The 12,199-nt window shown below is 73.3% G+C and carries 11 protein-coding genes; all 11 read left to right on the plus strand.

Features of this window, described 5'->3' with window-relative positions; all coding sequences use genetic code 11:
* Positions 1–389: 389 nt before the first annotated feature.
* Entirely contained in the window at positions 390–911 is a 522-nt protein-coding gene (locus tag CPH93_RS18165) for a DUF2617 family protein (protein WP_006604643.1), read from the plus strand.
* Positions 912–1,167: 256 nt separating this feature from the next.
* Positions 1,168–2,892, plus strand: a complete 1,725-nt coding sequence (locus CPH93_RS18170; protein ID WP_096213468.1) for a polyamine aminopropyltransferase — start codon at positions 1,168–1,170, stop codon at positions 2,890–2,892.
* 142 nt (positions 2,893–3,034) lie between these two features.
* Positions 3,035–3,964 carry an SRPBCC domain-containing protein gene (locus CPH93_RS18175; RefSeq protein WP_096213469.1) on the plus strand — a complete coding sequence of 310 codons (930 nt, stop codon included), beginning with the start codon at positions 3,035–3,037 and terminating at the stop codon, positions 3,962–3,964.
* An 86-nt stretch (positions 3,965–4,050) separates the two neighbouring features.
* Positions 4,051–4,944 carry an aldose epimerase family protein gene (locus tag CPH93_RS18180; RefSeq protein ID WP_096213470.1) on the plus strand — a complete coding sequence of 298 codons (894 nt, stop codon included), beginning with the start codon at positions 4,051–4,053 and terminating at the stop codon, positions 4,942–4,944.
* 10 nt (positions 4,945–4,954) lie between these two features.
* Complete coding sequence (gene pyrE, locus CPH93_RS18185) at positions 4,955–5,497, plus strand: orotate phosphoribosyltransferase (protein ID WP_006604647.1); 543 nt, start codon at positions 4,955–4,957, stop codon at positions 5,495–5,497.
* A 216-nt stretch (positions 5,498–5,713) separates the two neighbouring features.
* Positions 5,714–6,736: a class II fructose-bisphosphate aldolase gene (gene fbaA, locus CPH93_RS18190; protein WP_006604648.1), complete on the plus strand. Its 1,023-nt coding sequence runs from the start codon at positions 5,714–5,716 to the stop codon at positions 6,734–6,736.
* A 93-nt stretch (positions 6,737–6,829) separates the two neighbouring features.
* A complete protein-coding gene (locus tag CPH93_RS18195) occupies positions 6,830–8,407 on the plus strand; it encodes an MFS transporter (RefSeq protein WP_096213471.1) in 1,578 nt (525 codons plus the stop codon).
* A 69-nt stretch (positions 8,408–8,476) separates the two neighbouring features.
* Complete coding sequence (locus CPH93_RS18200) at positions 8,477–8,890, plus strand: DUF3151 domain-containing protein (protein WP_006604650.1); 414 nt, start codon at positions 8,477–8,479, stop codon at positions 8,888–8,890.
* 226 nt (positions 8,891–9,116) lie between these two features.
* Positions 9,117–10,019 (plus strand): tryptophan 2,3-dioxygenase family protein, encoded by a 903-nt coding sequence (locus tag CPH93_RS18205; protein WP_173909839.1) that lies wholly within the window; start codon positions 9,117–9,119, stop codon positions 10,017–10,019.
* A complete protein-coding gene (gene kynU / locus CPH93_RS18210) occupies positions 10,012–11,349 on the plus strand; it encodes a kynureninase (RefSeq protein WP_231976880.1) in 1,338 nt (445 codons plus the stop codon). The genes CPH93_RS18205 and kynU overlap by 8 nt, the downstream gene beginning before the upstream one ends.
* Positions 11,346–12,134: an alpha/beta hydrolase gene (locus CPH93_RS18215; protein ID WP_093483959.1), complete on the plus strand. Its 789-nt coding sequence runs from the start codon at positions 11,346–11,348 to the stop codon at positions 12,132–12,134. The genes kynU and CPH93_RS18215 overlap by 4 nt, the downstream gene beginning before the upstream one ends.
* The last annotated feature ends 65 nt before the right edge of the window (positions 12,135–12,199 follow it).

Genomic DNA, 12,199 nt, shown 5'->3' on the forward strand with positions numbered 1-12,199 from the left:
TGCGGGGGTGGTGGCTGCGGTGGCGGTGGTGGCGGCTGCGGTGGTGGAGGCGGCGGTTCCTGATCCGTCGGCGGGCCGCTCCCACTGCACTATGCGGGTGGCTCATCGCTGTCGCATATGCGCGTGGCGGGTGTGGAGGGAAACCTCAACACCCGCCTTACGTATGGGTGTTGAACAACTGAACTGCAAGGCCCCCGAGCGGATGTAAACCCGGGTGGAGATGGGTAAAACCGCTGTGGGCGACCGGACTTTCATGATTCCCTCTTCATCAGAGAATCCCCCACGTTCTCCGATCCCGCGTGGGCACGAGCCGGCAGGCAGTCGTACATTCCTGATCCTTCATGGGCGGGCCGGCCCACCATTCCACTGCGTGCTTGCGGAGCCGACCCATGCTCACCACTTTGACGACGGCGTACACCGATACCCGTGCATCCGACCTGGCCTGGGCGCTGGGCAGGGAACCCCTGCCGGCGCTCGCCGTACTCGATCTCCAACTCCATGGCGTGCAGCTGCAGTTGAGGCTGCTCGGCGCCTCTCACCAGGTGCTTCTTGAGGAGGAGCGCGGCACGTGCTCCGAAACGGTCGCCTGTATGCCGGGCAGCAGCACACCGCTGCCGCTCGGTGTGGCGAAGCGGCTGGGGGACTGGGAGTACGAATTCGCCGCCCATGTGGAGACGCTCTCGCGTGGCTCGTTCGCCGGGCGGGCGCAGGAATTGCTGGCGCTGGTGGCCGAGCATCCGCACGGCCTCGCCGGTACGTTCCCCGGCTCGCCGCACGCCTTCACGGCGATGCTGGCGCAGTGCCAGCAGGGGCAGGTGCGCTGGCGGACCTGGCACGCGTATCCGCAGGAGGGCCGCTTGGTGGCCACCCGGACCCGCGTGGGCGTACGGGCGGCGGTCGCGGCGGTCTAGTAGGGGCCGGGTGAAAGTGAGCGGTCGGCTCGACAGGAGGGTGTGGGGGCGTGTGCGGTGCGAGGTGCGCGAGGGGGGTGCGCCGGGGGCGTGGAGGTCTGGCGGGGCGCGAAGGAGGGTGTGTGCGCGGTCTGTGTCGTGCGGATGCCCCCATCGTGCCCTGTGCGTCGCCCCGGTCCCAACTGGCGTCCGGGGCCCGCAGACTGCACTCGTGTGGGTGACGGAGAGGCGCGGAATCGTCACGTAACGTTCACGCATGATCGACCCGCCAGAGCCCGCTCCCACCGGAGTCCTCGGGCCGCCGGAGGACCTCACGCCGGCGCGGCTGCCCGTACCGGCCGGTCTCGGCCGGCTGCTCGTCCTCGGCGTCGTCTTCGTCTGCGCCGCCTGCGGTCTGGTCTATGAACTCGAACTCGTCGCCCTGGCCACGTACTTGGTGGGCGACTCCGTCACCCAGGCATCGGTCGTGCTGTCCGTCATGGTCTTCGCGATGGGGGTCGGTGCGCTGCTCGCCAAGCGGCTGCGGTGCCGGGCGGCGGTCGGCTTCGGGGCGGTCGAGGCGGGCCTTGCGCTGGTCGGCGGCGCCTCCGCGATGGCGCTCTACGCCTGCTTCGCCTGGTTCGGCCAGTCCCGTTCCGCGCTCGTCGGCTTCTCCCTGGCCATCGGCATCCTGATCGGCGCCGAGGTGCCGCTGCTGATGACGCTGATCCAGCGGGTGCGCCGGCAGGACGCGGGCGGTGCGGTCGCCGACCTCTTCGCCGCGGACTATGTCGGTGCGCTCGTCGGCGGCCTGGCCTTTCCCTTCCTCCTGCTGCCGAGCTTCGGCCAGCTGACCGGCGCCCTGCTCACCGGCGGCGTCAACGCGGTCGCCGGCGGCGTGCTGGTGCTGTGGCTCTTCCGCCGCGATCTGTCCGTCCGCGCCCGCTGGGCGCTGCTCGGCGCCAACGCCCTGGTCCTCGCGCTGCTGGCCACGGGCATGGTGCTGGCCACGCCGTTCGAACGGGCCGCCCGGCAGGCGGTGTACGGCTCCTCGGCGCGGGTGGCGGTGCAGACCGGCATCCAGGAGGTGGTGATGACCGGCGGCACGGGCGACGGAGCCGGTGCGGGGCAGGGGAGGAAAGGTTCCGGCGGGCCGCTTGCGCTGTATCTGGACGGCCGGCTGCGGGTCAGCGCGGAGACCGAGTTCCGCTACCACGAAGCGCTGGTGCATCCGGCGATGGCGGGCGGTCCGCACCACCGGGTGCTGGTCCTCGGTGGCGGCGACGGTCTCGCGGTGCGCGAGATCCTGCGCTATCGCTCGGTCCGTTCGGTGACCGTCGTCGAACTCGACCCGGGCGTCCTGCATTTGGCGCGGACCGACCCCGGCCTCTCCCGGCTCAACCGGCACTCGCTCAGCGATCCGCGGGTGCATGTGGTGACCGAGGACGCCTTCGACTGGCTGCGGGAGCGGGGGATGCGCGGCGGCGGCCGGCGGCCGGCCCCGTACGACGTCATCGTCTCCGATCTGCCCGACCCCGGGATCGCCGCGAGCACCAAGCTCTACTCCCAGGAGTTCTACGGCCTCGCGGCGCGGATGCTGGCCGAGGACGGGCGGCTGGTGGTGCACGCCGGGCCGCCGGTCGAGCGGGCGCGGCTGTATTGGACGGTGGAGGCCACCGTCCGGTCGGTGGGCCTGGCGACCGTGCCGTACCGCCTGCCCGGCCGGCCCGCCTCCTTCTACGGAGGCCCGGACCGCGCGGCGGATCCCCTGCCGCTGGTGGACGCGGAGGTGCCCGCCGCCGCGCCCTCGGCCGGCCGGAGCCGCTACTGGGGCTTCGTCCTGGCCGCGCGGCACCGCCCGCGGTTCGGCCTGGCGCCCGACGCACCCCCGCTGGGGGGCCTCGGCCGTGAGGAACTGGAGGCCGGCCGGCGCGGGGTGGCCCGGGGCCGGATACCGGGACTGCCGGCGTCGACGCTGATACATCCGCGCTATCTGGGCTGAGCGGGCGGGGCCGGATCCGGGCGGTCCGCCGGGGTGCCGGCAGCGTGCGGGCGCGGGCCGGAGCGGGCCGGTTCGGGCCGGTGCGCGGAAAACCTTGCGCGGGCGGGCACGGGTCCGGGCGCGCTGGGTAGGCTCCCATGTCATGGAGCATGAGGTGTACGTTCCGTTTCCCGTCGGGACCGTGCGGCAGGCGCTCACCGAGCCCGAGCGGGTGGCGCGCTGTGTCCCAGGAGTCCAGCTCGATGCCGAGGCGCTCCCCCGGCGCCCGGAGGGACGGCTGCGGCTGCGTATCGGAAGCTCCACCATCACCTATCGCGGCTCGCTGACGGTCGCCGCCGCGGAGGACGAACCCGGTGACGACGCCGCGGCCGTGGTGGCCGTCGAGGCGAAGGGCGTCGAATCGCGCGGCGACGGGGCGGCGGTGCTGTCCCTGACCCTGCGGCTGTTCCCGGCCACCGAGCCCGGTCCCGGTACGCGGCTGGTCTGCGCCGGCACGGTCCACAGCGACGGCCGGCTCGCCGACGCCACCGACCAGTCCGCGGCGGCCGCCGGGCGCCGGCTGCTGGACCGCTTCGCGGAGCACCTGACGGAGGATCTGCGGCAGCGGCCGGTGGCGGAGGCATCCGGGGAGGGCGGTCAGGCCGGTCCGGCGCCCGAGGGGCCCGAGTCCGAGGTGCTGCCGCTGTCCCTGGACCCGCTCAGTGACGAGGACGCCCTCGGGACGGCGGACATCGGTGAGGTGGCCGGTGCCGAGGACCTCGATGCCGTCGAGGACCTCGACGCGGACGACGCGGCGGACGCCTTCCACGCCGCGCACGAGGCGCGCCCCGAGCATGCGTACGGCCAGGACGAGGACGGCATCGCCCCCGCCGAGGCCGCGCATGCCCGCCGGACGATGATCGGGCGCAGCGCGGAGGAGGTCGACCACGCACCGCCGCGCGGGCGGTATGCGCCGGTGCCGGCGCCGGAGCCGAACGCCACCTCGATGACGCTGCGCTGGGCGGCGCCCGCCGCCGCGGTCGTGCTGGCGTCCGCCGTGGTCGTCGGCCGAGTGTTGCGCCGACGCCGCTGACCTTGCCGTTCGCGGTCCGCGGCGGCCGGTGGCGGGCCGCCCCGGCGTCCCGCGCCCGGTGCCCGGGCACCGCTAGGGTCGCTTCCGTGAGTACCGACAACACCACGCAGCGCGCAGCGCGGACCGAGGCACCGGAGGGCGTACGGCTGGCCGCCGGAGACGCCGAAGTGATCGTCCGGCCGGACCTTGGCTGCCGGATCGCCGGCCTTCGCGTCGGCGGGATGGAGCTGCTGCGGCAGGGCGACCATTACGGCTGCTTCCCGATGGTTCCGTGGTGCGGCAGGCTCGACCACGGGCAGTTCCGCAGCGGTGTCGCCCTCGGGGCGGGGGCGCACGGCGGCGGTGAACTGCACCAGATGCCGATCAACGCCGCACCGCACGCCATCCACGGCACCGGCCGCAACCTCCGCTGGCGGACGGCGCGTTCGAGCGCCACGGAGGCGGTCTTCACCTATGAGCTCACCGACCCGGCGGCCCCCTGGCCGTACCCGGGGCGGGTCACCCAGCTCGTCGAGCTCGCCGAGGACGGCGGCTCGCTCACCCTGACCATGGGCATCGAGACGATCGATGACTCGTTCCCCGCCCAGGCCGGCTGGCACCCCTGGTTCCTGCGGAACCTGGGGGAGGGCGGCGAGGACGTCCGCCTCGACTTCGCGCCCGAGTGGCAGGAGGAGCGGGGCGAGGACCATCTCCCGACCGGCCGGCGGATCCCGCCGGCGCCGGGCCCCTGGGACGACTGCTTCGGTATGCCGCGGGGGGTCGAGGCCACGCTCACCTGGCCGGGCCGGCTGCAGCTGAAGATCAGCAGCCGGGCCGAGTGGGTGGTGGTCTACGACGAGCAGGAGGCCGCGGTCTGTGTCGAGCCGCAGTCCGGGCCGCCGAACGGCCTCAACACCATGCCGCGCCTGGTCACGCCCATCGATCCCCTGGAGATCTCCATGACCTGGAGCTGGCGGAGCCTGTCCGGGGAGACCGCATAAGCTCGTGCGCATGAGTGACGACGTGCGCGGCGCGCTGCTGCAGCAGATCAAGGACAAGGCCGTGGTGCACGGCAAGGTGACGCTTTCCTCCGGCAAGGAGGCCGACTACTACATCGACCTGCGCCGGATCACCCTGGACGGCGAGGCCGCGCCGCTGGTCGGGCAGCTGATGCTGGACCTGACCGCCGAGCTGGACTACGACGCGGTCGGCGGGCTCACGCTCGGCGCCGACCCGGTCGCGACCTCGATGCTGCACGCCTCCGCCGCCCGCGGCCGGCGGCTGGACTCCTTCGTCGTCCGCAAGGCGCAGAAGGCGCACGGTATGCAGCGCCGTATCGAGGGCCCGGACATCACGGGCCGCCGGGTCCTGGTCGTCGAGGACACCTCCACCACCGGCGGCTCGCCGCTGACCGCCGTCGAGGCGGCGCGGGAGGCGGGCGCCGAGGTCGTCGCGGTGGCGACGATCGTGGACCGGGGTGCCGCGTCGGCCATCGCCGAGGCGGGTCTGCCCTACCTCACCGGCTACCAGCTCGGTGATCTCGGCCTGGGCTGAGGGCCGGCCGAGCCCGCTCCGGCGTGCGTAACGGCTCTGAACTGCGGCTTTGCTGAGGGGCGGCTGGTTTCACGTGAAACCGGCCGCCCACTGTGCGAGACGGCCGGGCAGGCGATGCGGCCCAAACGGCCTCGTCTGGGAAGATGTGCTCGGCGAAGTCCTCGCCCCCTGGTCAGGGCCAAGAACGCACACCCCGCACACACAAGGAGCGGACAGATGCCCATCGCAACCCCCGAGGTCTACAACGAGATGCTGGACCGGGCCAAGGCAGGAAAGTTCGCCTACCCGGCCATCAACGTCACGTCGACGCAGACGCTGCACGCCGCGCTGCGTGGCTTCGCCGAGGCCGAGAGCGACGGCATCATCCAGATCTCCACCGGTGGTGCGGAGTTCCTGGGCGGCCAGTACAACAAGGACATGGTGACCGGCGCGGTCGCGCTCGCCGAGTTCGCGCACGTCGTGGCCGACAAGTACGACGTCACCGTCGCACTGCACACCGACCACTGCCCCAAGGACAAGCTCGACGGCTACGTACGCCCGCTGCTGGACATCTCCGCGGAGCGCGTGGCCAAGGGCCAGAACCCGCTGTTCCAGTCCCACATGTGGGACGGCTCGGCCGAGAACCTGGCCGACAACCTGGCCATCGGCCAGGAGCTGCTCGCCAAGGCCGCCGCCGCCAAGATCATTCTTGAGGTCGAGATCACCCCGACCGGTGGCGAGGAGGACGGCGTCACCCACGAGATCAACGACGAGCTCTACACCACGGTCGACGACGCGCTGCGCACCGCCGAGGCGCTGGGCCTGGGCGAGAAGGGCCGCTACCTGCTCGCCGCTTCCTTCGGCAACGTCCACGGCGTCTACAAGCCGGGCAACGTCGTGCTCCGCCCCGAGCTGCTGAAGGACCTGCAGGAGGGCGTCGGCGCCAAGTACGGCAAGTCGGCCCCGTTCGACTTCGTCTTCCACGGCGGCTCCGGCTCCACCGAGCAGGAGATCGCCACCGCGCTGGAGAACGGCGTGGTCAAGATGAACCTGGACACCGACACCCAGTACGCCTTTACCCGCCCGGTCGCGGACCACATGTTCCGCAACTACGACGGTGTGCTGAAGGTCGACGGCGAGGTCGGCAACAAGAAGACCTACGACCCGCGCAGCTGGGGCAAGCTGGCCGAGGCCGGCATGGCCAAGCGCGTCACCGAGGCCTGCACCCACCTGCGCTCCGCCGGCACCAAGATCAAGTAGTCCGTCCCTTACGGGTTCGAAGGCCCCGCATCTCCTGGAGAGATGCGGGGTCTTCGCCGTGCAGAGCGCCCCGCCGCCGGGCAAGCTCGCGGTATGAGTGCACGGCAGGAGTCCCCGCCCCCCGACGGCGTCCGGCTGACCTCGGCACAGGGCCGGTGGGTGCTGGCGACGGCCGTGCTGGGGTCCGGCATGGCGATGCTCGACAGCACCGTCGTCAATGTCGCCCTGCCCAGGATCGGCGAGGACCTCAACGCCGATCTGGCCGTGCTCCAGTGGACGGTCACCGCCTACATGCTCACCCTCTCCTCGCTGATCCTGCTGGGCGGTGCGCTCGGCGACCGGTTCGGCCGGCGCCGGGTGTTCGTGATCGGCGTGGTGTGGTTCGCCGTGGCCTCGCTGCTGTGCGGGCTCGCGCCGCATGCGGGGGTGCTGATCGCGGCCCGGGCGCTGCAGGGCGTCGGCGGTGCGCTGCTCACCCCCGGCTCGCTGGCGCTGATCCAGGCCGTCTTCCACCCCGACGACCGGGCGCGGGCGGTCGGCGCCTGGTCCGGGCTCGGCGGGGTGGCCGCGGCCGTCGGCCCGTTCATCGGCGGCTGGCTGGTGGACGGCGCCGGCTGGCGCTGGGTGTTCTTCCTGAACGTGCCGCTGGCGGCGGTGTGCGTGCCGGTGGCGCTGCGGCACGTACCGGAGACCCGGGAGCGGGATGCCCGCGAGCGCCGTGGCTTCGATGTGCCGGGCGCGGTGCTGGGGGCGCTGGCGCTGGCCGGGGTGACCTATGCGCTGATCGCCGCGCCGGGCGGGGGCGCGTCTCCGGGCGTGATCCTGCCCGCCGTCATAGGGGTGCTGCTCGGGGCGCTCTTCCTCCATGTCGAACGGCGGCGCCCGGATCCGATGCTGCCGCCGGCCATCTTCGGGATCCGGCTGTTCTCCGCGGTCAACGTGGTCACCGTGTGCGTCTACGCCGCGTTCGGCGGGTTCTTCTTCCTGGCCGTGCTGCAGCTCCAGGTCGTGGTGGGCTACTCCGCGCTGCAGGCCGGCACGGCGCTGCTGCCCACGACCGTGCTGATGCTGCTGCTGTCCGCCCGCTCCGGGGCGCTGGGGCAGCGCATCGGGCCCCGGATACCGCTCACCGTCGGGCCGCTGCTGTGTGCCGCGGGGATGCTGCTGATGACGCGGGCGGGCCGCGGAGCCTCGTACCTCACCGACGTGCTGCCCGCGCTGGTGGTGCTGGGAGCCGGGATGGTGACGCTGGTCGCGCCGCTCACCTCGACCGTGCTGGCGTCGGTGGACGTGGACCGGGCGGGCCTGGCCAGCGGCATCAACAATGCGGCGGCCCGGGCCGCGAGCCTGGTGGCGGTCGCCGCGCTGCCGCTGCTGGCGGGCATCGGCCCGGAGGCCTACCGCTCGGCGGACGAGTTCGGGGCGGCCTTCCGGCGGGCGATGCCGCTGTGTGCCGGGATCCTGGTGATCGGCGCGCTGATCGCCTGGCTGACGGTGCGCGCTCCGGTGCTGCGAGCCGCCGAGCCGGCCCCCGCGGAGCGGTGTCACCCGGAGTGCGTCTACCACTGCGGGGTGAGTGCACCACCGCTGGATCCGGGCGAGGCCCGGGCACTGGAGGCGGAGCGGCCACCGGGCGGCGAGGAGCCGGCGGGCGGGAGCGGCAGCCGATGAGCCGCCGCGGAGCCCCGCATGATCCCGGCCGGTCCCACCCCGCCCCCGCGACCAGGCAGACTGGGAGACATGGCCATTCACGAGAACCTCCTCGGGGGACCGCCCCCGACCCATCTGCCCGACGACCCCGAGCCCCGCGAGATGCTCGCCGCGGGCACGGCGCCGTCCGATGTCGCCGCGAAGTACCCGGCCTCCTCCCTGGCCTGGGCGCAGCTGGCGGACGACGCGTTCGAAGGGGGCCGGGTCGTCGAGTCGTACGCGTACGCCCGCACCGGCTACCACCGCGGTCTGGACGCGCTGCGCCGGGCCGGCTGGAAGGGCCACGGCCCGGTGCCGTTCGAGCACGAGCCCAACCGCGGCTTCCTGCGGGCGCTGCACGCCCTCGCCCGCGCCGCCCAGGCGATCGGCGAGCAGGAGGAGTACGAGCGCTGCTCGACCTTCCTGCGGGACTCCTCGCCGACCGCGGCCGACACCCTCACCTGACGGCCGCCGCGGTCCTCCGGGCGGTTTCCGGGGGAGCCCCGCCCGCCGGGGTACCGGGTACGACCGAGGGCCGGCCGCGTGATCGCAGCCGGCCCTTGCGCGGTCGCTGTCCAGCACCGATGATTTCAGTGGGCCGGGCCATCCCGAGCCCGAGGGGACCGGGGCTCCCGAGCCGACGAGGAAGGGGCGGACCGCTACCCGGTAGTTCGCACCTGAGGAGTCCCTCATGTCGCAGCCGTCTCCCATAGATCCCGCGAACAGCGCGGCGAGTGCAGCCGCCGGTTCCGTACCGGCCGATGCCGAGTCCGAGCCGCCGTTCGCCCCCGATCTCAGCATCGGCTCCAGCAGCACCACTCCGTACGAGGACTATGTCCAGGCGGACGTCCTCACCCATCTGCAGCACCCGCTCTCCGACGACCCCGGCGAGATGGTCTTCCTCGTCACCACCCAGGTCATGGAGCTGTGGTTCACGGTCATCGTCCATGAGTGGCGCACCGCGGCCGAGGCGCTGCGCCGCGACGACCTGACCGTGGCCCGGGACGCGCTGCGCCGCTCCACCTACGAGCTGGAGGCGCTGAACGCCGCCTGGAAGCCGCTCGCCCGGCTGACCCCGGCGCAGTTCAACGCCTACCGCAGCGCACTCGGTGAGGGATCGGGATTCCAGTCCGCGATGTACCGGCGGATGGAGTTCCTGCTCGGCGAGAAGTCCGCCTCCATGCTGGTGCCGCACCGTGGCGCGCCGCGCGAGCTCGCCGAGCTGGAGAAGGCCCTCCAGGAGCCGAGCCTGTGGGACGAGGTGCTGCGGCTGCTCGCCCGTCGCGGCTACCCGGTCCCGGAGGCCGTGCTGCGGCGGGACCCGGCGCTGCGCTACGAACCGGACCCCGCCGTCGAGGCCGTCTGGGCCGAGATCTACGACGGCCCGCAGGAGTCGGACCTCGTCCGGCTCGGCGAGGCGCTGACCGATGTCGCCGAGCTGGTCTGGCGCTGGCGCAACGACCATCTGGTCGCGACCCGGCGGGCCATGGGCGCCAAGATGGGCACCGGCGGCTCCGCGGGCGTGGCCTGGCTGGAGAAGCGGGCCCGCAAGAACGTCTTCCCCGAGCTGTGGACGGCGCGCAGCCATGTCTGAGACTCCTGGATCCCCTGCCGCCGCCGCCCGCCCCGGGTCCGCCGGCGCCCGTGAACAGGCCGCCCGTGCCGCGGAGTTGGACGCCGCCGACCCGCTCGCCGCGATCCGCGACCGCTTCGTCCTCGACGCCGCGCCGGACGAGGCCTCGGGCGGCGCCGGTGTCTATCTCGACGGCAACTCCCTCGGGGCGCTGCCCCGTGCGGTGCCCGGCCGGATCGCCGATGTCATCGCCCGCGAGTGGGGTGAGCTGCGCATCAGGTCGTGGACCGAGTCGGGCTGGTGGACCGCGCCGGAGCGGATCGGCGACAAGATCGCGCCGCTGATCGGGGCGGGACCGGGCCGGGTGGTGGTCGGCGACTCGACCAGCGTGAACATCTTCAAGGCCGTGGTCGGCGGGGTCCGGATGGCCGGCAAGGGCTGCACGGAGATCCTCGTCGACGCCACGACCTTCCCCACCGACGGCTATATCGCCCGGTCCGCGGCCCGGATGACCGGCCTCGCGGTACGCCCGGTCGAACCCGGCGGGATCGCCGACGAGGTCACCGAGCGGACCGCGCTGGCGCTGGTCAACCACGTCGACTACCGCACCGGCCGGCTCAACGACCTGCCGGGCATCACCCACGCACTGCACTCCGCGGGCGCGCTCGCCGTCTGGGACCTGTGCCACAGCGCCGGTGCGCTGCCGGTCGGCCTCGATGCGCACCACGTCGACCTCGCCGTCGGCTGTACGTACAAGTACCTCAACGGCGGCCCGGGTTCGCCCGCCTACCTCTACATCCGCGAGAGCCTCCAGGAGCGGTTCGAATCGCCGCTGCCGGGGTGGAACTCCCACGCCGATCCGTTCGCGATGGACCCGGGCTACACCCCCGCCGACGGTATTCCGCGTGGCCGGGTCGGCACCCCCGACATCCTCTCGCTGCTCGCGCTGGAGGCGGCGCTGGAGGCGTGGGACGGGGTGTCCATCGAGGCCGTACGCACCAAGAGCCTGGCCCTGACGGACTTCTTCCTGGAGTGTGTGCAGGCCTATGTGCCGCCGGACCTGGTCCGCTCGCTGACGCCGCAGGCGCACGAGCGGCGCGGCAGCCAGGTGTCGCTGGCGTGCTCCCCCAAGCTCGGTTCGTCGTTCGCGCAGGGCGGCACCCCCGTCGCCGGCCAGGTGATGGACGAGTTGATCCGGCGCGGAGTGGTCGGCGACTTCCGCCATCCCGATGTGCTGCGCTTCGGCTTCACCCCGCTCTACACCTCCTTCGCGGACGCGGAGCGGGCGGCGTGGGTGCTGGGCGAGGTGCTGCGGGCGCTGCCCGGGGTGTCGTCCGGGGACGGCGGGTGACGGTCGCGGACGAGGAGTCGGCGCTGCTGGGGCTGGCCCCGGTGGCGCCGGACCGGACGGTGGCGTACGGGCCGCATCCGGACCAGCTCGTCGACCTGTATGTGCCGCGGGCGGGCGGCGGTGCGCCGGCGCCCGGCCCGCTGGTCGTCCTGCTGCACGGCGGATTCTGGCGCGCGGCCTACGACCGCCGCCATCTGTCGCCGCTCGCCGCGGAGCTGGCCGGGCAGGGGGTGCCGGTCGCGCTCGCGGAGTACCGCAGGGTCGGCGCGGGCGGCGGGGCGCCGCAGACGTTCGAGGACGTGGCGGCGGCCGTCGAGGCGGCGGCCGCCGCGGTGCCCGGGCCGGGGGAGACCGTACTTGTCGGACACTCCGCCGGCGGTCATCTCGCGCTGCTCGCCGCCGCCCGCCCCGGCACGCCCGTGACCCGGGTGATCGCCGTCTCGCCGGTCGCCGATCTCGCCCGCGCCCATGAGCTGGGGCTGAGCGACGGCGCGGTGGCCGCACTGCTCGGCGCGGGCCCCGGCCTCCCACAGCGGCTCGCCGCCGCGGACCCGGCCCGCCGCCCGCCGCCCGGCATTCCCGTCACGATCCTGCACGGCACCGACGACCGGGACGTGCCGCTCGATGTCTCCCGCCGCTACGCCGCGGTGAGCCCGGCCACGACGGAGCTGCGCGAGCTGCCCGGCGTCGGTCACTACGCGCCGGTCACCCCTGGTACGGCGAGTTGCGACGCTCTGTGCGCACTGCTGCACCCACCAGGCGGTCCGCCTCCCGTTACCGGGTAGTACTTGAGACGGACGCCGGGAAATCCCCTCTGGTGGGGACGCCCTGGGCGCTGTGTCTGCTTACC

Source organism: Streptomyces sp. 2323.1, assembly GCF_900221035.1.
Taxonomy (GTDB): Bacteria; Actinomycetota; Actinomycetes; order Streptomycetales; family Streptomycetaceae; genus Streptomyces; species Streptomyces sioyaensis.